General features: G+C 44.5%; 22 protein-coding genes and 1 tRNA gene. 10 read left to right on the top strand and 13 right to left on the bottom strand.

Annotation, left to right across the window (positions count from 1 at the left end; all coding sequences use genetic code 11):
- Positions 1 to 121 precede the first annotated feature (121 nt).
- From RE469_00420 to RE469_00430, 3 genes are all read left to right on the top strand, one after another.
- Entirely contained in the window at positions 122 to 1,159 is a 1,038-nt protein-coding gene (locus RE469_00420; GenBank protein WMT44683.1) for a hypothetical protein, read from the top strand.
- Entirely contained in the window at positions 1,156 to 2,283 is a 1,128-nt protein-coding gene (locus RE469_00425) for a CaiB/BaiF CoA-transferase family protein (protein ID WMT44684.1), read from the top strand. Before RE469_00420 ends, RE469_00425 begins: the two co-directional genes overlap by 4 nt.
- Positions 2,284 to 2,472: 189 nt before the next feature.
- Positions 2,473 to 3,117, top strand: coding sequence for a helix-turn-helix domain-containing protein (locus RE469_00430; protein WMT44685.1), 645 nt, complete (start codon positions 2,473 to 2,475; stop codon positions 3,115 to 3,117).
- Between the two features lie 287 nt (positions 3,118 to 3,404).
- On the opposite strand, the gene RE469_00435 is transcribed toward RE469_00430, so the two are convergent.
- Positions 3,405 to 4,772 (bottom strand): MFS transporter, encoded by a 1,368-nt coding sequence (locus RE469_00435; protein ID WMT44686.1) that lies wholly within the window; start codon positions 4,770 to 4,772, stop codon positions 3,405 to 3,407.
- 419 nt (positions 4,773 to 5,191) lie between these two features.
- On the opposite strand from RE469_00435, the gene RE469_00440 reads away from it, so the two are divergent.
- Both RE469_00440 and RE469_00445 read left to right on the top strand, forming a co-directional pair.
- A complete protein-coding gene (locus tag RE469_00440) occupies positions 5,192 to 6,094 on the top strand; it encodes a (Fe-S)-binding protein (protein WMT44687.1) in 903 nt (300 codons plus the stop codon).
- Positions 6,091 to 7,233 carry a lactate utilization protein B gene (locus RE469_00445; GenBank protein ID WMT44688.1) on the top strand — a complete coding sequence of 381 codons (1,143 nt, stop codon included), beginning with the start codon at positions 6,091 to 6,093 and terminating at the stop codon, positions 7,231 to 7,233. The genes RE469_00440 and RE469_00445 overlap by 4 nt, the downstream gene beginning before the upstream one ends.
- Positions 7,234 to 7,353: 120 nt before the next feature.
- Here RE469_00445 and RE469_00450 read toward each other — a convergent pair whose 3' ends face one another.
- The 4 genes from RE469_00450 to RE469_00465 all read right to left on the bottom strand — a co-directional run bounded on the left by RE469_00450 (position 7,354) and on the right by RE469_00465 (position 10,435).
- Entirely contained in the window at positions 7,354 to 8,373 is a 1,020-nt protein-coding gene (locus tag RE469_00450) for a zinc ribbon domain-containing protein (GenBank protein ID WMT44689.1), read from the bottom strand.
- A gap of 8 nt (positions 8,374 to 8,381) precedes the next feature.
- Positions 8,382 to 9,527, bottom strand: a complete 1,146-nt coding sequence (locus RE469_00455; GenBank protein ID WMT44690.1) for an SPFH domain-containing protein — start codon at positions 9,525 to 9,527, stop codon at positions 8,382 to 8,384.
- Positions 9,527 to 10,084 carry a hypothetical protein gene (locus RE469_00460; protein WMT44691.1) on the bottom strand — a complete coding sequence of 186 codons (558 nt, stop codon included), beginning with the start codon at positions 10,082 to 10,084 and terminating at the stop codon, positions 9,527 to 9,529. Before RE469_00460 ends, RE469_00455 begins: the two co-directional genes overlap by 1 nt.
- A gap of 159 nt (positions 10,085 to 10,243) precedes the next feature.
- Positions 10,244 to 10,435 (bottom strand): hypothetical protein, encoded by a 192-nt coding sequence (locus tag RE469_00465; protein WMT44692.1) that lies wholly within the window; start codon positions 10,433 to 10,435, stop codon positions 10,244 to 10,246.
- Positions 10,436 to 10,675: 240 nt separating this feature from the next.
- Here RE469_00465 and RE469_00470 point away from each other — a divergent pair, with 240 nt between their 5' ends.
- Positions 10,676 to 12,787, top strand: a complete 2,112-nt coding sequence (locus tag RE469_00470; GenBank protein ID WMT44693.1) for an acetate--CoA ligase family protein — start codon at positions 10,676 to 10,678, stop codon at positions 12,785 to 12,787.
- Complete coding sequence (locus RE469_00475) at positions 12,787 to 13,029, top strand: hypothetical protein (protein ID WMT44694.1); 243 nt, start codon at positions 12,787 to 12,789, stop codon at positions 13,027 to 13,029. Before RE469_00470 ends, RE469_00475 begins: the two co-directional genes overlap by 1 nt.
- 55 nt (positions 13,030 to 13,084) lie before the next feature.
- On the opposite strand, the gene RE469_00480 is transcribed toward RE469_00475, so the two are convergent.
- The 3 genes from RE469_00480 to RE469_00490 form a co-directional block, all read right to left on the bottom strand.
- The gene (locus RE469_00480; GenBank protein ID WMT44695.1) at positions 13,085 to 13,519 is read right to left on the bottom strand and encodes a hypothetical protein; all 435 of its coding nucleotides are present in this window, start codon (positions 13,517 to 13,519) and stop codon (positions 13,085 to 13,087) included.
- 197 nt (positions 13,520 to 13,716) lie between these two features.
- Positions 13,717 to 13,790: transfer RNA gene (locus RE469_00485), tRNA-Arg, on the bottom strand.
- A 372-nt stretch (positions 13,791 to 14,162) separates the two neighbouring features.
- On the bottom strand, positions 14,163 to 15,155 hold the full coding sequence (locus RE469_00490; protein WMT44696.1) for an aldo/keto reductase: 993 nt from the start codon (positions 15,153 to 15,155) through the stop codon (positions 14,163 to 14,165).
- Between the two features lie 316 nt (positions 15,156 to 15,471).
- On the opposite strand from RE469_00490, the gene RE469_00495 reads away from it, so the two are divergent.
- Positions 15,472 to 16,374, top strand: a complete 903-nt coding sequence (locus tag RE469_00495; GenBank protein ID WMT44697.1) for a mechanosensitive ion channel family protein — start codon at positions 15,472 to 15,474, stop codon at positions 16,372 to 16,374.
- A gap of 4 nt (positions 16,375 to 16,378) precedes the next feature.
- Here RE469_00495 and RE469_00500 read toward each other — a convergent pair whose 3' ends face one another.
- The 3 genes from RE469_00500 to RE469_00510 form a co-directional block, all read right to left on the bottom strand.
- Positions 16,379 to 16,582 carry a hypothetical protein gene (locus tag RE469_00500; protein WMT44698.1) on the bottom strand — a complete coding sequence of 68 codons (204 nt, stop codon included), beginning with the start codon at positions 16,580 to 16,582 and terminating at the stop codon, positions 16,379 to 16,381.
- 55 nt (positions 16,583 to 16,637) lie between these two features.
- The gene (locus RE469_00505; protein ID WMT44699.1) at positions 16,638 to 17,492 is read right to left on the bottom strand and encodes a mechanosensitive ion channel family protein; all 855 of its coding nucleotides are present in this window, start codon (positions 17,490 to 17,492) and stop codon (positions 16,638 to 16,640) included.
- Positions 17,493 to 17,555: 63 nt separating this feature from the next.
- Positions 17,556 to 18,554 carry a hypothetical protein gene (locus tag RE469_00510; GenBank protein WMT44700.1) on the bottom strand — a complete coding sequence of 333 codons (999 nt, stop codon included), beginning with the start codon at positions 18,552 to 18,554 and terminating at the stop codon, positions 17,556 to 17,558.
- 83 nt (positions 18,555 to 18,637) lie between these two features.
- On the opposite strand from RE469_00510, the gene RE469_00515 reads away from it, so the two are divergent.
- Together RE469_00515 and RE469_00520 are read left to right on the top strand one after the other, a co-directional pair.
- Complete coding sequence (locus RE469_00515) at positions 18,638 to 19,003, top strand: rhodanese-like domain-containing protein (protein WMT44701.1); 366 nt, start codon at positions 18,638 to 18,640, stop codon at positions 19,001 to 19,003.
- A gap of 224 nt (positions 19,004 to 19,227) precedes the next feature.
- Complete coding sequence (locus RE469_00520) at positions 19,228 to 20,157, top strand: IS5 family transposase (protein ID WMT44702.1); 930 nt, start codon at positions 19,228 to 19,230, stop codon at positions 20,155 to 20,157.
- Between the two features lie 286 nt (positions 20,158 to 20,443).
- Here the strand turns inward: RE469_00520 and RE469_00525 are convergent, their stop codons facing one another.
- Both RE469_00525 and RE469_00530 read right to left on the bottom strand, forming a co-directional pair.
- Positions 20,444 to 21,865, bottom strand: a complete 1,422-nt coding sequence (locus RE469_00525; protein ID WMT44703.1) for an APC family permease — start codon at positions 21,863 to 21,865, stop codon at positions 20,444 to 20,446.
- Between the two features lie 128 nt (positions 21,866 to 21,993).
- Positions 21,994 to 23,307 carry a M20/M25/M40 family metallo-hydrolase gene (locus tag RE469_00530; GenBank protein WMT45664.1) on the bottom strand — a complete coding sequence of 438 codons (1,314 nt, stop codon included), beginning with the start codon at positions 23,305 to 23,307 and terminating at the stop codon, positions 21,994 to 21,996.
- Positions 23,308 to 23,310: the final 3 nt, after the last annotated feature.

Raw genomic sequence — 23,310 nt, forward strand, 5'->3', positions numbered from 1 at the left:
TGCCTGTGATGAGGGAAGATGTGTTTCCATCAATTAGCTGCAGCAAATAGAACCTTTTCTCTGTTGAATAATTTAACGGATTAGATATTTTCTTAATATACGTGCCACGGTTAAAGAAGCCATGATAACAGACGATACGCTCAGGGAGGGACTTCAAACTCCAGGCATCTCATTCACCATGGAGGAGAAGCTTAAACTTGCAAAGATCATTTCAGAATCTGGCGTGAAGAGGGCGCTGGTTTCTTATCCTTCAGCCCATAGATCTGAGGTGGAAGTAACTGAACGGATTGTAAAGGAAAAACTCTTCAGCGAAACCTATGCCCTGGGAAGAACAATGACTTCAGACATAGACACAATTGCGGAGACCGGAGCAAATATATCTCTCCACCTTCCATTCAGGCTGGAAAATCTTGATAAAGTGAAGGAGGCAATCATCTATGCATCAAGGAAGAATAGAAAACTTGAGGTTGCCGTAGTTGATGTAATACACCATTCAGATAAGGAAATCCTTGACCTGGTGAGGATGGTTTCAGAAGCTGGCGCTGACGTAGTCCAGCTTCCTGACACAACTGGATCTGGCTATCCTGCAAGAATGCGATCCATAATAAGGCTGGTGAAGTCAATTTTTGATGTTGAGGTTGAGGTGCACTGCCACAACGACATTGGCGGATCAATCTCCAACACAATCGCCGGAATTGAAGCTGGAGCAGAATATGCAGATTCAACAATATTCGGGATGGGGGAACGTAATGGCATTGCTGATACCGCATCGCTTGTGAGCCTTCTTGAAGCCCAGGACATAGCAACCGAAATTGACATCGTAAAGCTGGAAAAAGCCTATGACAGCATGCTTGAGCTCATCCTTGAGAAAATAGGTTACGATTTCTTCATTGCCAACAGGCCAGTGTACGGGAAGAATACTGTAATCAATACCGCAGGAACTCATGCAGCATTCTCTGACGTTTTCAGCGGAGGCGGAGTTTCGGTGAATGTATACACAGGGAAAGCAATGATCAGGGAAATACTGGAATCCAGAGGGAGGCATGTGGATGATAAATCCCTGCCAGCACTGGTAAACCTCATCAAGGACGAGGCTGTCAGCAGCGGACGAACCGTAACCATAGAAAAAATACTGAAGATGGCGGAGGAATTCCAATGATAAAGGTTCTTGAGATAGGGCATATTGTTGCAGGACCAACCGCAGGTCTCATTCTCTCAGACCTGGGCTACGATGTCATAAAGATTGAGAGGCCAGGCGATGGGGACATTGCCAGAAGGCTCACCGGATCCAGTTCCGGTGCATTCCCTTTCTATAACAGAAACAAGAAGAGCCTTACAGTTGATATGTCATCCGAGGAGGGGAAGAAGGTTTTCCTGAATCTTGCAGAACAATCTGGAGTCATAATTGATAATCTCGGGTACGGGGCAATGGACAGGCTTGGTCTTTCATACCAGGTGATTTCAAAACGCAACCCGAAGATCATATATCTTTCAATGAAGGGCTATGGCAAAGGCGTTTACGAAAAAAGGAAATCGCTGGACTACCCCATTGAAGTCCACTCCGGGCTTGCATACATGACAGGACTGTCCGGAAAGCCCATGAGGGTGGGTGGCTCCCTTGTGGACATGAGTGCCGCCATGTTCGGTGTCATTGCAGTGCTGAACGCAATGATTGAAATGAGGGAAAGCGGCGTGGGAAAATACATCGATATTGGGCTGTTCGAAAGCTCAGTTTTCCTCATGGGCCAGCACATTGCAACATATCAGATCAACCAGAGGGAACTCAAGCCCATCAATGAAGAGGGCTTTGCCTGGGCTATTTATGATTTCTTTCCTACCAGAGAGGGCCGCTCTCTCTTCATAGCAGTCACCACAGACAACCAGTGGAGGGATTTCTGCAACGGCCTGGAACTTGGAGTATGTGGTGATGCTTCCCTTGACCGTAACGAAAAAAGGTTCGAGAAGAGGGATATGCTATACAGGCTCATTTCAGAAAAGACCTCCAAAATAGCCATTGGCGATCTCATGAACCGACTTGAGAAAATGAACATAGCCTTTGCGGTACTAAACAAACCATGGGATATGCTGAACGATCCCCAGGCTTCTGCCAAAATGGTAACCGAGACCTATGAAAACAGGACTATCCGTGTTCCCGTTACCCCTACAGGAGGCATAATGAGAGGCAATCCACCTGGCCTAGGTGAAAACACAGACGAAATTTTACAGAATCTGGGATACAGTTCAAAGGAAATTCAGGAAATGAAGATGAAAGGCGTTATCTGAATCTCCATAATCCCCATTACCCAGATTACTGTCCAGTGAAAGTATCGAATAATGCACTTTCATTAGCCACAACGCAATTCATGTGGCAGTATTGATGATAACGCTGCATTTTGTTGCTATTCCCGTCTTAATGTTAAATATAACAATGACCGAAATGTATAATGCCAACTAAATCCTACATTATGCGTAATGTTCTATTGTGAGATCAAGATCAACAGCAACTGTGGACTCTCTAAACTTTCGGATGTACTGGAAACCCCGGTAAACGTCTCCTATGTGAATCCAATGTCCAGAGGCCAGAATCTTGTTCTTTCCTATGCAAGAACCGATCTCTCGCCTGAGAAGATTGATTTTCAATCGCGCGATATTATCAATAGAAATATTTATGGAGTTGGCAAATTCATGATTATGAATTCTGTCAAGCGGGGACATGGAATAATACATTCAATTGTGGACGGAGGCGGATTTCCAATTTTTCCCGTGGTGATTGGATCAGGTATAGAGAATGTAGCTTGCATTGTTTCAAGCAGGGAAAAGTGTGAACCAATTATCCACAACATAGAAAAGATGAATCATATTGACGATTTCACCATCTCAAGACTCAGACAGGAGGACCTGGCTTCCCTGATGAACAGAAATTATATTCCCCTGTATGGGCAGCTCACAACAATGGAACTGGAGATACTGAGGTCAGCCGTGAGCAACGGCTATTATCAGTGGCCAAGAGAATACAATCTTGATGATATATCAAAGCGTTTTAACATAAGAAAACCCACGGTCCTGTATCATCTCAGGAATGCGGAAAAGAAAATCCTCGGGTTGATGTTTCGCTGATGATCTTTCAGAACTGAAATATCCGGGCAATTACAGTAATATGCATGCCATTACGGATGCACAAAGCCCTTAACTATAATTTTAGAACTGCCTTTAAACTCAATCAAATATTTCCACAATTTATCATAAACATTCCATAACAGCCCGTGTTATTTCTGCATTCGGAATCTGGTTGCCCATATACACTTGCCTGTAACTGCAAACATAGACAGTTTAAAATTCTGATCAAAAAAATATGCTTAAAAATTAAATGAATAAATTTCAGAATAAAATAAGAAATGGTTTGTTCAGTTCGCTATCTGTTCCACATATTTTCTTGTACTCTTTGGACCAAGAACTATGAGAACAACTGAAACAATCACAACCAGAATCCATACGAAGGCGAATATTCCTGGTGCATTCTTAGATCCTATGAATACTGCTATGAACAGCACCAGTATTGTTGTGGATATCCTGCTTATAGAGTAAACAAAGCCTGCAGCTGTAGTCCTTACCCTTGTTGGGAATATCTCTGCATTGTACTGGTGCATGAAGTTTGAGAAGTTCCACAGCATAAAGGCAGTCAGGAAACCGAATATGACGACCTCATCCAGCCCATGTATGATAGCGAAGAATGTTCCGAATACTCCACCAAGTACTGCAAAGAGGATTATTCCCCACTTTCTTTCAATCTTGTCGATTATGAATATGTTGAATATGCTGCCGAATACAAAGCCCGAGAATATCACTGCGGCTGCTCCCAGAGGATCACTTTTTGGGAAAGACACTGTTACAAGGCCGGGCGCAAATGTCACAAAGCCATAGAAGATGCCAGACTGGAAGAACATGAAAATTGCCATCATTATGGTTGTCTTCCGCACGTCTGGAGCAAAAATATCCTTGTATTTTGATACACGAACTGGCACTTCAAGCGTATCAGTTACAGGTGGAAGCTCTTTGAGTCCTGCACTTTTCTTGACCTCGGCTTCTATCTTATCCATCATGGTTTCTGCTTCCTCAAGCTTTCCATGATTTGCCAGCCACCTGGGGGACTCCTTCAGCCTGAATCTTATGAGCCATACAACAATACCTGCAGCTCCCATGAACCAGAGAGGAATCCTGAATGAATAATATCCCATGTGTTGTGTGATTGAAGTTATGAATATGATCAGTGGGGCAGCAGTGACTGCTATTGTGTATATCAATGCAAGCCAGGCACCCCTGTTCTTACCCGTGAAAACTTCAGTTCCATAGCTGTCAACAAGTGGAAATTCTCCTCCAACACCTATACCTCCAATCAACACAAAGATTCCAATCAGAGGCCACGAATTCATGAAACCAGCAATTATCATTCCAAGACCAAATACAAGCTGGTTGATCAGGAATACCGCTCTTCTTCCCCTTGCATCCGCGAGTCTACCGAAAACTATTGAGCCCACAAACTCTCCCGCAAAGAAAAATGCGGGAAAAGCAAATGTTGACAGATTACCGGTCAGATGATAATATGTCGCCACCAGACCAAGAATAGCCCCGTTTCCCAGAAGCATCAAACTCTCAGCCCATTCTCCACTGGTGAGCATGAGCGCGAATTTTGTGTGGAAACTGCTAAAAGGCAATCTCTCGAGTCTGCCAGCTATATTTTCTCTACTGGTATCGCCCTTAGTGTCTTCTACCATGTCTTGATCTAATTTCAGTCCGTATTTATAATTACATTATAACCTGTTAGAAATTGTTAAATCATAGATTCTGCACTTAATAGGTTAGAAGATTTTTCCAGAAATGACGCAAAAACTGTTAAATCGTTGTACCAAACAGGATATAGCGTACTATTAACTTTTAAATTTTGACCCGATTGAAAATATTCTACATCATTTTCACAACTGTAACGAAAAAGGATGCTTGTATCCCCGTTTTATCAAATGTTTCCTGTTATTTTGCCTCAAATTTTCTTTAAACCATGCTGTGGGTATCAGGCTAAAATAGTATTGAAATACTCCCTTGTCTGGTCAAAAACGCATTATGCTATGAAATAAATCTACGGCAACCCATGGGTCAATTTTAATAACCATTCAGATTATTTCTTCAGGGTGGTATAATGGATGAAAAGGCTGTTATGAAAGAGCTTCCTGCTGTCCGGAAGCTTGTATACGGGAACCTTATGGAAACGTACCTTCCTTTCCCTGTTGATATGAAAGCAAGCAGCAGATGGGCTGTTGAGGCTGACGTCCCACGTAATACTGACACCATAATTTTCACATCACATATGTATCAGATGGGGAGCATGTTTAAAAATTATGAGAAATACATTCCCCTGTTCACAAAACTTGGAGGGTCCAAAATGATAGCCTCAGTTGGATCACGGTTAATCAAAACAGATAAATCAGAGGCTGAAAGATCAACCAGAATACTGAAAAATATCTACTCAATGCTGCTCAAGTCAGGCATAAAGTGTGGATACCTTTACGAGGATGAGCCTTACAGCGGTTCTCTGCTGCTTGAACTGGGATTTGTTGATGAGTTCATGGAGTACGGAAGAAAACTACTTTCCCTCTTCAAGTCAAGGGGTGTTAAGAATATATACACCGTTGACCCGCATACAACCAACAGCCTGACAAATCTCAAGAAAATGATAGGATTTGACATTAAATCCACGCCTTACCTCAATGCCATCAGCGGCACAAATGGGTCTGGAAAGTTCGTTCTTCATGATTCCTGTCTGTATTCCAGATTTCTGGGCATGTATGACGATGTGCGGCTGGTAGCAAAGAACGCCGGAATTGAACTCCTTGAAGATCCTGATGTTACGGGGAAGTCAACCTCCTTCTGCTGTGGCGGACCCATCGGCCCAGTCAATGCAGAAATAAGCAGTAAGGTTGCAAGTCTGAGGGTAAAGCAGCTCAACACCGTTTCAGACACCATCCTGGTAGTCTGCCCACTATGTTATGAAAACCTGTCTGAATTCGGAAATGTGAAAGACATAGCTGAGGTGATGGCATGAACTGGACAGATGTGGCAGACCTGGTGATAAAAGGGAACAACAGGGAAGTTGAACATGTACTGAAGAATTATCCGTATATTCCAGCCATAGCTGAAGATCTCAGGAAAAAGAAGCTTCAGGTCCTCGAGGATCTCCCCAGGTACATTCAGGAAACCATGAAAAATGTGGAGAAACTTGGCGGTCATGCATATCTGGCCAGGGATGCAGATGAAGCCCGCAAAATAATAGGCAAAATTGTCAGTACAAAGAAAACTGTCGTGTTCTCAAAGTCAAACGTTGCCTATGAGATAGGGCTCAGAGAATTCCTTCAGGAAACTGGAAATGATGCATGGGAGACTGATCTGGGAGAATATCTTGTTCAGTTGCAGAACGGATGGCCTGCACATATCGTTGCACCTGCAATTGATCTTACAAGAGAGGATGCTGCTACCCTGGTTTCCAGGATTGACAAAAACATCACAAAAGATTCGAAGATTGAAGATATTGTGGCTGCAGTTAGGAAATTTCTCATGGATAAATACATAAAAGCCGACGTTGGAATAACAGGAGCAAACGCTGTAGCAGCAGATTCGGGTTCCATAGCGCTTGTTGAAAACGAGGGAAACATAAGGATCGATTCAGTACTTCCCCAGACCCACATTTCTGTTACTGGCATTGACAAGATCGTTCCAACTCTTCCAGACGCACTGAATGAGATCTATGTGCAGTCAGCTTATGCCGGGTTATTTCCGCCAACATACATCAATATCACTTCCGGTCCCAGCTCCACGGGCGATATTGAGTTGAAACGTGTATCTCCAGCCACTGGCCCCAAGGATTTTCACCTTGTGCTCATTGACAACGGGAGGCTGAATGCCAGCAGGGATGAAAAGATCAAGGAAGCACTGCTCTGTATCAAATGCGGGAGATGCTACCTGGCATGCCCGGTATACAGAGCCATTGGAAAGGAATGGATATCCACAAAATCTCCCTACGGGGGACCCACTGGAGTAATGTGGAATTACATCACAAACAACGATCCATGGCCTGCTTCATTCTGCATGCATTCCGGTGGATGCTCCGAAGTGTGTCCAATGAAGATTGACATTCCAACGGTGATCAGGGAGATAAAGTCCCGCGGAAACCGAACGCTATCATGAACAAGAATTCAGAAAGCCCTTCATAATGGAATGATGCATCTCTGGGAGTGGCTACCCTGATACTCCTTCGAAGCTGAAACAGTTCTAGGGTTTGGAATGGTGGAAACCTGCAGGCAAGGCCTAATCCAGGCCGATGCTGTTGATCAGGTTTCCTGAATGCCCGTCTATAACAAGTGCGATCTTCTTGCCCTTACTGTCAAATTTTGCGAACCATACAGGCACGTGAAGGAGTTCCGGGTCAGACGTATCGATTTCTGTTACAAGGCTCCTGACACCATGGTGCTTCTGGTGTACCATTGCTGACTGCATCTGATCCACGTTGGTTTTGGCTTCATTCTTTGCAGAATCCTCCCCAATATCTCCATTCAAAACCTTGGTCCCCTTGGGAACTTTCGATGCGTCGAATATGACCCTGTCGGGGAGATCAAAAGTGTAGTTCCTTGGCTGGTATTCCGTAAGCCCTTTAACTGCTACCACCGGGTAATTGTAGTTCTGGTCCAGAGTGTATGACCGCACTGAGCCTGAGCCACCACCCATACCACCCATCATCATGCCGCCCATTAGCATACCCCCCATCATTCCTCCTCCCATTCCTATTCGCCCACGTCCACCCATGGCGCTTCCCAGGAGACCCGCGAGAACAGCAGTTCCGGCAACTTTTCCAATCTCCTCACCGGTATCGACAGCGGTATAACGGGATCGGGCTGAGGCCGGGACAATCCAGTACGGGACAATGCTTAAGAAAATGCCTTCACTGGTGGATTTCTCTTCCATGTGCCTTCTTAACAACCCCCTGTCCATCAGTCTTTTGATGATCCCGGTGACTTCGTCAGTTGTCTGGATTTTTAGAGGCAGCATGGTGTTGGATTCAATGCTCTTCCACCCTTCATTGGCAAGGGATATGCTCGCTCCGCAATACTCGCATGTAATTATCATCTCGCCTATCTGAGGCTTTATTGGCGCTCCGCATCCCGGACACTTGAGTTCCGTAACATCGGATGCCGCTATGATCTTTTCACCGGTAGCCTGAGCTGGATGGCTGGAATCCTGTCCTGTTTTTCCCTGATCCTGCTTGAACCCACATTTCGGGCAGTATACAGCATCGTCTGGTATTTCCGAACCGCATTTGATGCAATACATCTCATCACCTAAAGTTGTTTACCGCAATTTGGACAAAACTTTGCAGTAGATGATACTTCCGCACCACAGGAAGGACATTTCCTGGTTGCCGGGGTTGACATGTTAAAACCGCAATTCGGGCAGAATTTTGACCCGGCGGGAACTGCCGCACCACATTTGGGACACGTATTTGTTTGATTTCCCATAGGACTGCCGCAGTTCGGGCAGAAACTCACGTTGGCGGGCACCAGTGATCCGCATTTGGGACACGTCCTTGTGGGTTGAGTCTGGCTTGCACCCATCAGCTGCCCCGACATCCCGTAGCCCATCCCAGCGCCGGCTCCCAGACCAACTCCAAGGCCAGCTCCAGCTCCTGCAACGCCTGTTGGATTTTTTGCCGCATCAACCATGGCCTGTCCTGCCTGGTACTGGATATAATTCACCCCCAGGACTGACATGTCGGACCTCGTATCAATAGCCTTCTGCACCTCGTCTGGGAGTGATATATTAAGGCCCTGAATCTTGTTGATCTCAACACCGTATTGCCTGAAATGATCAGGAGCCATTGCCAGTATTATCTGTTCAATTGTTGTGAGGTTTGCGGGTATGTCTGTAACCTTGAGACCTTTCTCCTTCATCTGGCCTAAGGCAGTATATACAAGGATTACAATCTGTTCCCGCATCCTTGCTTCCACATCATCGGATGTCTCAACATTGAATGTACCCACGAACTGGTTGATGAAGTTTTCAGGGCTGGATATCTTCCACCTGTATTCGCCGTAAACTTTAAGGTTGACAACCCCGAATGTGGGGTCTGTAAACTGGTATGGTTCCGGGCTGCCAAATTTCCCGTCAAGGAACCTTCTCTGTATGTAATAAACTTCAGCCTGCTGCTGAACACCCGAAAAAAACTTAAGAAGTTCTCCCACAACAGGTGCGTTGAAATCCGTCAGGGCATACCTGTTTGGCTGGTCAAAGTAGGTGAGAACTTTGCCGTCCCTGAAAAATACTGCAGTTTCGTCTTCCCTTACCACAATATTATCATTAAGCCGGATGAGTCTGGGAACCTTCCACATTACGTTTCCTTCCTTGAACTGCGTTTCCCAGGCTATTGTAATTGAACCGGCAACACTGCCACCTGAATATGGTATCTTGCTAGATTTTTTTCCAAACATCAGACTGAGCCTCCTGGCACCTGTTTTATGCTCTCAACAGTTATGACCCTTTGCTCCCACGAATATTTCATTTTCTGAATGTTATCCTTAATATCCGAGATTCTCCTGGCAAGAGTTTCCTCTTCTGGGCTTTCCAGCAGTTTTGAAAGATCACACAGCTGAGCAGTGGCAGAAGCTCCCTGAAGGAATGCATAATCATATTCATAAAGTGAATTCAACCTTGCCGCGTTGATCCTGATGGCAGGTGATATTCCGGAATAAACCTGCTCGGAATGGAGGAGTTCCCCCTCAAACTGCTGTAGCTGAGACAGCACAGATGCGATCGTGGTCAGCATCTGGAAGTTTCCCGAAGAAACCACTGCGGACCTGGCATCCTGAAGCCTGCTTTCTGATAGCTGCAGCAGGTAGGAAACCTGCTTTCTCAGCAGTGCATCCGCCACTCGGATGTCATCGAGCTGCCTGTAGCCTTTGAATCCGGGTATTACAAGCTGTATCTTCTTCAGTAATCCACGGCTTTCGTCCACCTCTCCCCTGATGTCAGGATCTGTAGAATTCATGTAATTGCCACACTCTCGATCATGATTTGCTATATATCATTATCCAGATCTTATATTATTCGCCCATATGGGTGCCTCTGCTGAACCATGAAGTTACTACCTCAATTTAAAGTAAACTATGTCTTAACAAAAAAAGGACGGAAGAGAAACTGCGCTGTTTCACTCTGTGCCTGTTTTCCTCATTTCCTCCTGGAATCTTCCAAGCTCGCTTGCCCTTACTTCCAGGATAAAAGCGCCCACGTATTCACAGTCATCGCACTTATAAACGGCCCCTGCAACACCTCCAGCGATCCAGTTTATGTGAATTGAGCCGCATTTCGGGCACACCTTGATCATTTCGCTTTCCTTCAAGATTACCAGCTGTTCAACATTCCCTGCTGATTATAATATGTATCTATGTCCAGTATATTATTGAATGAATATGGAACCTCAGTGAGAAGGAATGCCTGCATTTGAACTTGTATATTTTACCGGGATTTACCCACATTGAAGGAAAATTGCCACAAAATTCCAGCAGGATTTTCTGTTGTTCTGCTCTTAACGCTGGGTTAATAACACATTAGGGCATTTCATAAACAATAGATGATTAAAATGGCAACAGAAGGAAATACCGTTGGTAATGGAGATATCCAGAAGCTATTCAAACCGGCGTCCATAGCAGTTATTGGCGCGTCTTCTGACCCTGATAAGATCGGATACCAGATTGTTCTAAACCTTAAGGATGGAGGATACAAGGGGAAAATATTCCCGGTTAATCCAAAAGCAAAAGAAATCCTGGGATTCCGGGTATATCCAGATGTTGCCGCAATAGGAGAGAAAATAGATCTTGCCCTGCTTTCAGTTCCTGCAGCAATAACTCCACAGGTCGCTGAAGAATGCGGGAAAGCTGGCGTGGGGAGCATAATAGTTGTTGCATCCGGCTTTTCCGAGGTTGGGAACAGCGATCTTGAGGCCAGGCTTCTGGATTCTGCAAAGAAATACAATGTTAGAATGCTTGGGCCAAATGTTGTTGGTCTGCTGAGCAACCCCATGAGGATGAATGCTTCATTTGCTCCGTTTCTTCCGTACGCAGGCAAGATCGGAATGGTTTCTCAGAGCGGAGCCATGATAATAGCTCTGGATGCCAAGACATGGGTTGACAGGATTGGCATGAGCTATCTCGTAAGCATAGGAAATATGGCAGACCTTGATTTTTCAGATATCCTGACTTACCTGGTGAATGATGAGGATACATCCTGTATTACACTTTACGTAGAAGGAATCAAGAATGGAAGGAGATTTCTTGATGTGGGAAGAAATTCCAACAAGCCCATCGTTATGCTCAAGGCTGGAAAATCAAAGCATGGATCAGTCGCAGCAAGTTCACACACAGGTTCCCTGGCTGGATCTGACAAAATATATGACGGTGCTATGAAGCAGGCTGGCATCCTGAGGGCAGACACTATCGACGATCTCTTTGACATGTCTCTGGCGCTTTCCCTCCAGCCAACCATGAAGGGACCCAACCTTCTGATAATAACAAATGGTGGAGGTATTGGAGTACTGGCAACTGACGCCAGCGAGATGTATGGCATCCCAATTGATACCCCGTCTGATGAGCTCCGTCACAAACTGGCTGCCTTCATGCCATCCTTTGCCAGCACTAAAAACCCAATAGACATGAGCGCAATGGCAACAGGGAACACGTATCAGGATGTCATCACCAATGCACTCCAGGATCCAGGAGTGGACGGGGTGGTGGTCCTTTACTGCGAGGTTTCAAACCTTGATCCCCAGGTTGCGGCAAAGTCAATACTGAAGGGAAAAATTGAGTCCGGAGTGGACAAACCGGTCTGTGTGGGAATGGTAGGAGGAGAGGCAACTGAACGTGCAATTGAATGGCTCCAGAAGAATGAAATCCCCTCGTATACCTCACCGGAGAAAGCTGTCATGGCAATGTCAACCCTCAGAAAGCATGAGGTCCTGAATCAGAACAGGAAGGCTGCAACTGATGTCAAAGGAATAAGACGCGACGATGTGGACGCAATTCTTCGGGAAAAGGTCAGCAGTGGCAACAGGCTTGTTTCCGAAATCGAGTCCAAGAAAATATTCAGTCTCTATGGAATACATGTGAATTCAAGCGAACTTGCCACAAATGAGGAAGAACTTAAGAACGTGGCCAGAAACTTCCAGTTTCCAGTAGTTCTCAAGATACAGAGCAAAGACATATCGCACAAATTCGATGTGGGAGGTGTAATACTGAACATAAAGAACATGGATGCCCTCATGGATTCTTATCACCAGATGATAAAAACTGTGTCGCAGAAAGCACCGGATGCAAAAATAGATGGAGTTGTGGTGGAAGAAATGCTCAGACCGGGGCTTGAAACCATTGTGGGCACTGCAGTTGATCCTTCCTTCGGTCCATCTGTTATGTTCGGAATGGGTGGAACAAATGTTGAGGCCATTGGAGATGTTACTTTCAGGGTTGCACCCGTGGACAGTTTCAATGCCAGGCAGATGATCTCCGAGACACTTGCGGGGAGGCTTTTCAAGGGTACCAGAGGCAGAAAGGATCTTGACATGGATTCAGTTATAGACACAATTCAGAAAATAGGGCTACTTGCTTACAATCACCCCCAGATAAAGGAAATTGATGTCAATCCCCTCACAGTCTATGAGGATGGCTGTATCGCGGTTGATGCCAGAATAATACTGAATTAATGAATGCCCTGAATTATTCAGGGAAAAGCAGATTTGAAATCAATGCTGGGCCAATTTATCTGGCAGTCATCCCGGACATCTCCCTGACCGGAGCAATGAAGGGGAACTGGCAATTTACTTTAGAAGTACTGGAAATAAATTTCCACAAAGCTGGATTTTTGGGGACTCAAATGATGCGTTCTTCCCGTCTATCAGATTTAAAGACCTGTGAAAACTTCCCGATTCTTTACTCCAAAACCTGAATTATGCATTCATGGAACTTCGAAAGTTTCTGTGCAAGGGATAAAAAAACCATGTTCAGTGGTAGAATCTTGCCCGAACAATCAGGAACATAGTACCAGCCAGTGCGATCCACAACAATGGAAGAAGTGCTATCAATCTGAAATCAAAGAATGAGCATCCGAACTGTATGATTATGCCATATGCATCGTGGGTCCTTCCTCCCTTGAAACGAATGAACCACTCGTCGAGTGTTATGTCGGGTCTGTACCTGTTGTTGAACAGATGTGAGACTAGATCCACGAGAACTCCAAAGCTGGTCAGGAGTGCAACTTCATTGACAAGGAAATTGAAAAGAGAGAATCTGCTGTAGAGAACCATTACTGCAAGAATTGCAAACGAAATGAGCGATAGGTATATCCCAATGGTGCCTCCCCTGAGAAACTGCTGCTGCCACTGCTTGAAAGTTATTCCTGAAGGTATGTTTTCACCCCGATTTACTGTTTTTTTCATTATTGGTTTAATCCGATCTGCTGTGCGTTATATAAGAGACCCGATTTGTGTTAATATTATTAAGGATGTATATAGAATATACCCCGATCCAGGGATTGCTTGATTTCTTACGCTTGCGACATTTAAGTGAAATCTTTAAGAGTTTCAGCTTAATCCAATTGCAGTTTTTATTCCTAGGATTCCGGTTTCTGTATAAACGCCCGAGCCGGGATTCGAACCCGAATCTGAGGCTCCGCAGGCCTCCAGGATATCCAAATTACCCCACTCGGGCACAGGGCATTATCTGCCTGCTTCTGCGCACTGGTACCTAAATACCTTCACAGGCAGTATTGCTGCCTCTGATTGTACCTTTGCTATTATTATTTACGCGTCGTTGCAACTTCATAGGACAGATTCACAATCAGCATCTAATTTTGCCCCCTTCCCAGGCTGTAAACTCAACAGTAAATAGAATAGTAAACTCTTTCTCCCCCTCAGCAGCGACGCACTGTGGAAAGATCACCACCTTCATCCTTAACTGTGCCGGCCTAGGATAGGCAATCAATAACCGAAGAAATAATGCATACTTTGGTTAGATTGTTATCCTTGGTAATCCACCAAAATATATTTCCAAAGTCGTGAGATAAAATTCCATCGTAGCGCGTCAGATACTGTTCAGCCTCTTCATGGTCTCATCGGAAACATTGATATCAAGCGCCTCCACATTTGATTCAAGATGTTTAACGCTGGTTGCCCCCAAGATCGGGACAATCCTTATCCCCAAATACTCCTGCATTTTAAGTATCCAGGCAATTGCCAACTGTGCAGGTTCAACATCCATTTCTTGCGCCACTTGAACAAAATTGCCAATTTTCTCTCCTGTTTCAGCCAGCCTTGCTTTGAATCCATCAGTATAGCTCCCCCTTGTTCCAGATGGAATTCCATTCTTGTACTTCCCTGTGAGAAGACCTTCAGCCAGTGGCACATATGCAAGAAGAGTGAGTTTGTTCCTTGACGCTATGTCTGCTTTGGTTTGCTCGAATGACCTGTCAAGTAGATTGTATGACTCCTGCATTGATGCAAACTTCTCCCATCCCTTTGTTCTGGAGATGCTCAGCATTTTTTCAGTGACTTCCGGAGGATGATTGCTTGTCCCTATGTAATGTGCAAGACCTCTGTGTACAATATCATTCAATATATCCATTGTTTCCTCCGGATCTGTTTTCCTGTCCTCCCAGTGAATCTGGTATAGATCGACATGGTCGGTTTTTAGGCGCTTCAGACTTTCCCTGATCTGCCATGCAATGTGCTTCCGAGATAATCCTCCTCCATTGGGGAATCTTGCAACCTCAGCACGAACTTTTGTGGCGACCACAATTGATTCCCTTTCCTGTCCTGAAATAAAATCTCCAAGAATCGATTCAGCATTGCCAGAATGTTCGGGATGAAGGTGCGTTTCACTTATGGTTCCGTGGTATGTATTGGCCGTATCAAAAAAATTTATCCCGAGATCCACTGCTCTTTTGAAAATCTTATTCGATGCTTCAACGTCCACATTGAGGATTCCATCTCTGTCCCTGATGCTGCCTGGTGGAAGATGCCATGTGCCAAGTGCAAGCTGTGAAACTTCCATTCCGCCAATTTGCGTGTATCGCATAACCCATCATTTAAACATCAGACATAAGTTTTCAGGAAATTTGTGAATAAGGGAAAAATGTCTGAATACATTTCCGATCTGTCAGTCGTATTATAAGGGAATGCCTGGAACATATTGTGTAAGTAAGGCTATGCAAAAAAAATTCAGATACTATTTATATGGACTCCTGGGTCAGTTTCGCCGGTGTCCATCAACACTTTTCAGACTAAGTTCTCATAACAGCGCCTCCCTCTTCCGGAGGCTGTGCAGTTGTCTCATGCTCCGGACAATTTCAGGATAAAAAGTATTTACAATGAGAAAGTAATGTTAAGGCATAATGGCAGGAAATGGGAAGAACAACCTCGCACTGAAAATTGTTGGACTGATGTTTGTGATGGCTGCTGTTCTGTTCCTTATCTATCTGGTAACAACAGTGTTTCATATCATACCTCTCAAGTTCACGGTATACGTCAATGCCATCTTCATCGGCATTATCGTATATGTGATCATAAGAATAATTCTGGGATTCCTGAACAGGTATCTCCGGAAATATATGGATGTAAGGAAAGTCCATCCAATCATGTTTTTGGTTTCCCTGCTGTCATATTTCATTCTAGGTATAGTGGTCCTCTCATCCCTGGGTATCGACGTTTCCTCACTCATACTTGGGGGTTCCCTTATCTCAGTTGTTCTGGGTCTAGCAGCAAGCACCGTTCTAGCCAATCAGTTTGCAGGAATTCTGTTTGTTGTTGTACGGCCATTCAACATAGGTGATCTTGTGACAATGAACATGTGGCAGTATGGAGGGGCTTTCCCAACCCTCTTCCCCAAATACTTCTCCGTCGACAGGATCGAAGCGACCGCTTACACGGGAAAGGTTGTTGACATAACTATAAATTACACGATACTTGATCTCGCAAGCGGCGACAGGGTGAAAATTCCCAACGGAATACTTGTGCAGGGAGCCATAATCATACGAAAGCCAGGCATCATGGTCAAAGCGAGGTATGAGATTCCAAAGTTCATAGAATTTGACAGGATCGAACCGCTCATCAGGAAAGAAATCGAGGCTATAGAGGACTACATGGGATACCTATCAATAACTGTTGATGAAACGACGCTGAATACATATATACTCATGGCCGTTGCAAAGTTCAATGTACTTGATGCCGATCTGAAAAGAGGCGAGATGTTCCTCAGGATTATGAAACTGGTGGAACCCTTGAAATCCGTGAACTGATCAGTCACTGCATTGTATTTATGCGGCAGAGCCCAATGGGAAGAACCACCAGCTCACTTTTTCCGTCAGATGTTCTTTCAATTATATATGTTCCCTGGTCAACGCCCTTAAGTATGCCGTCAAACCTGAGTCGGGGAGAAAGATTCTCCTGGGCCTGGTTAAGTATCATCACCTCAATCTTTCTGTCTATAAGATCATTCAATATCATGAACTGTCATCCAGCCATGACTTTAATAATTTACCTGACTGTTGTTTAACAATCATCAGGTTTTCCTGTTCTTTATGCTCCAGTAGCATCCGTCCGTAACTCTGTTGATGTGGTCAACAACCGGATTCAGATCGTCTATCTTATTGAATTTTGCAATTGCCAGAATGGTATTCGTGGTTCCATTCTTTGAACTCAGAAACAGATCAGCTGAGACTATGCTGTTTTCTGAACGGCCTGTTTCTAAATTCTCCTTAGCACATTTCATAATGTCATCAACTGGAACATCTGCCTGCACAGTTACATTGAATGAGTACTTCAAATCTGTTCCGTCCCGCAATGGCGTGAAAAGCGAACTCCCCAGCAGAGCGGTGTTGGGCATCAGATATATTTGGCCGGATTGAGTCCTCAGCTTGGTATAAAGAGTCTTTACGTCTTCCACGGTTCCCGTCAGAACGGGCCCAAAGAGCCATGAATATATGGAAACGGGTTCCCCTGGCGTGAGGAGCCCTCCTCCGCTGACCATCAATCCTGAGAAAAGGTTTGAGACCACTGACTGAAGTGCGAAGCCTATTACGACCCCACCGATTGCTCCGCCCACCAGGGCACCTTCGATATTGACGCCGATATATGACAGGAACCAGAATATTGCAACTGCATAGATGACAACCCTGAGAATGATGAATATTCCCCTAAGATTCCTCTGTCCTGCGTTTCTCTCGGAGATGGTTTCTATAATATGCCTGACAATTCTCACGAGAGTTATGGAGATTCCAATGGTGATTATTCCACCTATGGTATCCTTTATGTAAACTTCGTATAACTTCAGAGCAGGATAGTAATGCGACGCCAGCAAAAGGATGAATTCAAGAATGTATACAACGGCAATTGCCAATGCGACAGCAACTACCATTTGCGTGATTTCTCCTCTTAAGGACCTCGCCATTATAGGGTATAATTTACCGCTCAATATAAATCATGGTTCTGCCAATTTTTTATGATTTACGAAATGTGGAGATACCAGCTCACCCAGAATCACCAGAAGGACGGCAATGCCAGAAATGAGGATTATTATTGAAAGAATTTGAAGTCCGTGAAAATATGCCCTGGAAATAAGGTAAGTTGCGGTGGAGTATACGCCTGTGGGGAAAATTATGGCAAATTTTGAAACTTTGAAATCATGGGTTCTGTTTGCAAGCAGATAAAGTCTCATTGCGAATGGATACCATACTGTGGAATATATCCAGAGTCCAAGAGCTAGCAGGAGAAGAAATGACACAGATACATTACTTAGGAAACCTTGCAGAGACTGCATAGATTGAAAAATAAATATGGAACTTAGAGCGGGGAATCCCATGTTTATGAATATGCTCCCATCAGCCACAATCCCTTTAATGTGCTCTGATAAGTAGGTTCTTAATAGGTATCTCTGAAACCGGAAGAACACCAGCATCGAAAGGATGGCTGCCAGTACGGCCCCGAACGCAATCAAATCTGAATAATTGGTGCCATCAGGGAATGAATGCAGCAATGCAATGGAGTATGCAAGAATAGCTATGGAATAATTTGAAAGCCCGGAATCCACCTTCCTGCTGGAATTCCTGATCTTTCCAAGCAAACCTGGCCTGATAACTGCAACGATAAAAACGAGAAGTGCAAAATCAGTTGCCAGAGCCAATGGAGAAACTTCTATGACATCCATGGACAGCCTTGTAAGCAATACGCTCAGGCCAGAAGATATTGTGAATGCCCCGTATCTGCATTCATATGTGCCACAGGTTTTTCTGCTTCCACCTTCAACTATCCATATCAGCAATAACGTGGCTTCCGCAATAAAGGCCATGACACCTGCATAAAATAAAATGTCTGATACAAGATCAAATCCATTCAGTAAGGAGGACATGGAAAGAATGCCCAAGGACATTACAAGGGCAAAAAATCCCGGCTGAAATTTTGTCCCTCCATTTCTGATCAATACAATCATCCTGAATTTTATCATATCATTTCAAGGTTTTTTAGGACAGAAAAGAAAATAAGGGAAAATGCAATATTTTTTCCATGGCCAATAGTGTTCCGAAAATCGGCATGGTGGATTTGCTGAGGCTGATGGAGGAGCACAGCGTTACTGTGGTCAATGTTCTTGGTAGAGAAGCTTACGAGAATCTTAGAATTGCCGGAAGTGTTTGGATCCCATTTGACATTCTTGAAGAAAGAGGCTGGGAGATGCTGGATAAAGAGAGACCCGTGGTCACATACTGCGCCAGCAGTTCCTGTGGAGCCTCTCTCACAGCTGCCGCAATATTGAGAGAACACGGAATTGATGCCAGCGCCTATGAGGGCGGCATTAAGGAGTGGGCAGAAGCTGGACTCCCAGTGGAAGGGAAATTGCAATATTCTGACTTCTATCGCGCAGGGAAATGTTGAATCTTATTTAACATAGCATTCTTCAACAATTATTGCACTGGCTTTCTAACGCCATCTGCTGAAGCCTGTTAAAATCTGCTTTATTCTGTCGGTTAGAATGCTTTCCAGTATTCCATAATCAGGTGTAAGAGTAATGTAAAATGAAATTTATGCCATTTATGCCTGATGAAAGTGTGTTGCATAATTCCCCTGTATAATGAAATACAGGGGAGTGATTGGTTTGTATGACACCAAAGCCAATCACGACCACAGGCAATAGAAGCAAAAGAAGGTATTGGATCGGTTCGGACAGAAGGTATGACAGGTACAACAGGTCCCTGGTGGACAGGATTGAGGATCTCCTTGATCCGTCATTCCTCATGGACTGGAAGCTGCTCCTTGCAGATAACAACAGGGGAAAGAGAGGCCATCCCTACAGGACGCCAAATGCATTCATAACATTCCTTGCAAAACTCAGGGCAATGTACAGCATTCCCTTCAGGTCACTGGAGGGAATTGCCAGGATATTTGCAAGGATCACAGGCATTGCAACAGTATGCTACACAAGCATATTCCGAAGAATCAGAAAGATTGTGCCTGCAATTCCCGATTCTCAGGGAAAGCCTGTGGACTGTGCAATAGATTCCACAGGCTTCAAGATCACCATCAGGGGTGATTATCTTGGATCAAAATGGAAGAAAGCAAGGAGAGGATGGTCAAAGCTTCATGCAGTCATATCCATAAATGATGTGTCAATGATGTCATTTACCATCACTGATGAACATGTGCATGATGCAAAGGCGGGAAAGGAACTGCTGAGGTCTGTAAGGGACAGAATCAGAAGGATATTTGCAGACAAGGGTTATGATTCAAAGTCAATATACAACTCATTCGGGGAGAATACAGTAATACCGCCAAGGAAGAATGCATCCACAAGAAGCAGGGGATCATCTGCCAGGGCGAAAATAGTCAGACAGATCCGGAGTACATCGGAAAAAGAATGGAAGGAATCCGTTGATTATGGAAAACGATGGCATGTTGAGATATATTTCTCAGGACTCAAGAGGACAATGGGTGAGGTAATCAAGGCCAACAGGCCTGATTACATAGTTCAGGAGATTGCACTGAAGGTGCAGTATTACAACGTTCTAAGAGAGATGACACATGCCTATTGAATTGTGCAACACACTTGCCTGATGAGACAAGAATATAATTCTCGCGGATTTCAGAATAGATGAAGTAATATTTTCAGGTTGCACTTCAGAAGCATATTTGAAAATGAAGTGAGTTTTTCGCTCAAGAACAGTTTAGTGTGATGAAAAAAGCAGCATGGCTGTGTCTACATTCAATATTGCTGAACTTCGTAACCCTTAATTGGATGTTTATTAAAGTTGGCGAAAGAGTTGCAAATAGAAATCTTATAAAATAATTTTAGATTAAAATATAACTCTATGGATTATATCAATCTTCAACTACAGAAGTTGCAACTGATGGTTCTGCCTCGCCCTTGTTTCTATTTTTGTATTCAATATAGATCAAACCAATTACCATCCATATAACAAATGAGTATGCGGCTATCAGCACAGGACTACTTATGGATATGAATGACCCATAGAAAATGAACCCGAGAAAACCTATAGCAACTACAGTAACGATCATGTTGAGATAGCCGACCTTGAGTTTCTTGTCCTTAAGTATCTTTGGAAGAGATGCGTTTGCCATAATGTGCACCAGTATAGATCCAAGTGTTCCGGCAACTCCAGTGAAGAGAAATGCATTGAACCCACCCATTGTAACAGTCGATATAGCAGCGATTGCAAAACTTGCTAGAGCCATAACTCCGGAAGCTACATGGGGTGTTAGGTGAGTCTTGTGCACGCTTGATATGCTCCTTGGAAAGAGGCCATCTTTTGCCATGGCGTAGAGAACCCTTGAAGAACTGTTGGTGTAGGTTACCATGTCTGTTAGTATACTGTTGATGTAGAATACGGTAATCAGTATGGCCGCCCATACGCCAATATCAGAGTATGAAAGTGATATACCAGGTACCAGTGCACTGGCATATGCGCCCATATTATTTATTCCCCAGGCGACCGTGAAGGCGTACGAGGCAAAAACGAAAAAGACACCAAGTATCACTATGGTGAGCACTATACCTTTTGCAATTGTTTTCCTTGCATCTGTGGTCTCCTCTCCTAGAGGTGTTGAAGTTCCAAAACCTGAAAATGCGGTGTACATAAACAACACTCCCAGAAGTACTCCAGAAATTCCTCCGGATGCATGTGACGGACTGAAGACAGACACTGTGTTGATAGACGGCCTTGTGATTATGAGCCAGAGACCTATGAATACGACTACGGCAATCTCAAGACTTGCCATCACAGAGGCATATTTGAGAGATCCCTTAACACCCAGTACTGAAAGTATATACCCAAAGGCCACTGTTCCTGCCAGAAGCGGCAGCCAGAGATATGAGGGCAAATTGATTCCAAAAACGTTCGAGAGCAATGCGGGAACGAATACTGATATACTCAGCCCTATGAATGCAAGCGAGGTTACCTGATAAAACTGGTAAGACCATCCGGTATAAGCACTAATGTGCTTGCCGAATCCAAGTTTGACGTAATCATAATATCCTCCAGCTCCCGCAACATGTGTGGATATCCTATTGATTATGTACACATTTAAGCCCACTATGATCAATGCCACGATTGCCGTAAGGGGAAGAGAGCCCAGGGCAAAAGCTGCCGCACCTGTCATGGTGGCCACTGCTGCACCTGCAGGAGCTGATGCAGCAACACCCTGAAATACAACGTCCCTGATGGAAAGAGCATTTTTTCTCAGACCTGAGGTCTCCGTGTTGTTATTGCTTGACACTGTCATTCTCTGTGGGATTCATGCATATTATTAAGGTTTTTGCAACAGAAGCGACATAGGACCTAAACCCTCAAGGAATCTGGTATAGCAACTCCTGCACTACTGCTATCCGGACCTGAAGTTACAAGAATATTTCAGGTCAGTTCCTCCAGGAAGGCGCAGGTATGTTCTATGGCCCTGAAAAAATTATCTACGTCCACACTTTCATTCGGTGCGTGTGCCCCGGAGCGTTGATCTCCGACGCCTATGGCACTCACGGCCTCCTTAATCCCAAGATTCCTTGTAAAAAGTGCCATGGGTTGCGTCCCTGGGCTGTTGACCATCACAATGGGATCTTTTCCGTAAACCTTTCTGGCAGACTCAATCATGGCTCTGGCAAGACCAGAGTCCGGAGAGGTTCTCACAGGATATTCAAGACCCATGGGGACAATTTCTCCTTCGAATCCAGTATCCCTCAATGACCTCTCCAGGAGCCCGAAAATCTCATGGGGATTCTGATCTGGAACCAGCCTGAAATCAACCTTGACCATGGCTTTCCTTGGCGTGACCGTTTTGCTTCCCTCCTGGGTGTACCCGGATAATATGCCGTCTATGTTGAAGGTTGGATTTCCAAAGAGAGCCTCTACAATATCCTGCCTGTTTTCATATTTCAGATATTTAAGTCCGAATGATTCCATGTATTCCCTGACATCGAAGGGATACCTGGAGAGTATGGTCTTCTCCTTCTGAGAGAGTGGTTTGACTTTTTCATAAAAATCTGGGATTCTGACTTTCTTGCCGTCATATAGTTCTGCCAGTGCCAGCACAATATTCCATGCAGCGTTTGGAACTATGGCTGCATTGGATGAATGCATGTCTGAGGAGGCAATCGTTTCCCTCAGTTCTGCATAAACGAGCCCCTTTACGCCAAGGGAAATGACCGGCCTTCCGTCAATGCCTACAGTGCTGCCCTCCATTATTACATAATCACTCTTCAGAATTTCTCGATGCTTCTCCACGAACTTTTCCAGTGAGGGGCTCCCAATCTCTTCTTCCCCCTCATACAGGAACTTCAGGTTCACATTGAGTTTGTTCTCCCTGATAGCCTTGAGAATACCGAAAATCCTTGCCATAAGCGTGCCCTTGTTGTCGGATGATCCCCTGGCGTATATTCGATCTCCCCTCAATTCTGCTGAAAATGGGTCAACTGTCCACTCATCCACGGGATCCACAGGCTGCACATCATAGTGGTTGTAGACAAGAAGAGTTTTCTTCTTTCCCGCATCATAGTTTCCAAATACAACTGGATGTCCATCTGTTTCCATTATCTCAGAGCCTATTCCGTTGTCATCAAGCAGATCTGACAGGAATTCTGCTGTCTCCCTTATATGGCTATGTTGTGCCGATATGGATGGCATCCTGAGGAACTCTGAATATTTTTCAAGTTGGGATTTCATCTCGTCATTCATATC

The organism is Cuniculiplasma divulgatum, from assembly GCA_031200235.1.
Classification (GTDB): Archaea; Thermoplasmatota; Thermoplasmata; order Thermoplasmatales; family Thermoplasmataceae; genus UBA509.

Coding starts and splice junctions, on each gene's coding strand:
- RE469_00420 (WMT44683.1), top strand. CDS start 122: ATGATAACAGACGATACGCTCAGGGAGGGACTTCAAACTCCAGGCATC.
- RE469_00425 (WMT44684.1), top strand. CDS start 1,156: ATGATAAAGGTTCTTGAGATAGGGCATATTGTTGCAGGACCAACCGCA.
- RE469_00430 (WMT44685.1), top strand. CDS start 2,473: ATGTTCTATTGTGAGATCAAGATCAACAGCAACTGTGGACTCTCTAAA.
- RE469_00435 (WMT44686.1), bottom strand. CDS start 4,772: ATGGTAGAAGACACTAAGGGCGATACCAGTAGAGAAAATATAGCTGGC.
- RE469_00440 (WMT44687.1), top strand. CDS start 5,192: ATGGATGAAAAGGCTGTTATGAAAGAGCTTCCTGCTGTCCGGAAGCTT.
- RE469_00445 (WMT44688.1), top strand. CDS start 6,091: ATGAACTGGACAGATGTGGCAGACCTGGTGATAAAAGGGAACAACAGG.
- RE469_00450 (WMT44689.1), bottom strand. CDS start 8,373: ATGTATTGCATCAAATGCGGTTCGGAAATACCAGACGATGCTGTATAC.
- RE469_00455 (WMT44690.1), bottom strand. CDS start 9,527: ATGTTTGGAAAAAAATCTAGCAAGATACCATATTCAGGTGGCAGTGTT.
- RE469_00460 (WMT44691.1), bottom strand. CDS start 10,084: ATGAATTCTACAGATCCTGACATCAGGGGAGAGGTGGACGAAAGCCGT.
- RE469_00470 (WMT44693.1), top strand. CDS start 10,676: ATGGCAACAGAAGGAAATACCGTTGGTAATGGAGATATCCAGAAGCTA.
- RE469_00475 (WMT44694.1), top strand. CDS start 12,787: ATGAATGCCCTGAATTATTCAGGGAAAAGCAGATTTGAAATCAATGCT.
- RE469_00480 (WMT44695.1), bottom strand. CDS start 13,519: ATGAAAAAAACAGTAAATCGGGGTGAAAACATACCTTCAGGAATAACT.
- RE469_00490 (WMT44696.1), bottom strand. CDS start 15,155: ATGCGATACACGCAAATTGGCGGAATGGAAGTTTCACAGCTTGCACTT.
- RE469_00495 (WMT44697.1), top strand. CDS start 15,472: ATGGCAGGAAATGGGAAGAACAACCTCGCACTGAAAATTGTTGGACTG.
- RE469_00500 (WMT44698.1), bottom strand. CDS start 16,582: ATGATATTGAATGATCTTATAGACAGAAAGATTGAGGTGATGATACTT.
- RE469_00505 (WMT44699.1), bottom strand. CDS start 17,492: ATGGTAGTTGCTGTCGCATTGGCAATTGCCGTTGTATACATTCTTGAA.
- RE469_00515 (WMT44701.1), top strand. CDS start 18,638: ATGGCCAATAGTGTTCCGAAAATCGGCATGGTGGATTTGCTGAGGCTG.
- RE469_00520 (WMT44702.1), top strand. CDS start 19,228: ATGACACCAAAGCCAATCACGACCACAGGCAATAGAAGCAAAAGAAGG.
- RE469_00525 (WMT44703.1), bottom strand. CDS start 21,865: ATGACAGTGTCAAGCAATAACAACACGGAGACCTCAGGTCTGAGAAAA.
- RE469_00530 (WMT45664.1), bottom strand. CDS start 23,307: ATGAATGACGAGATGAAATCCCAACTTGAAAAATATTCAGAGTTCCTC.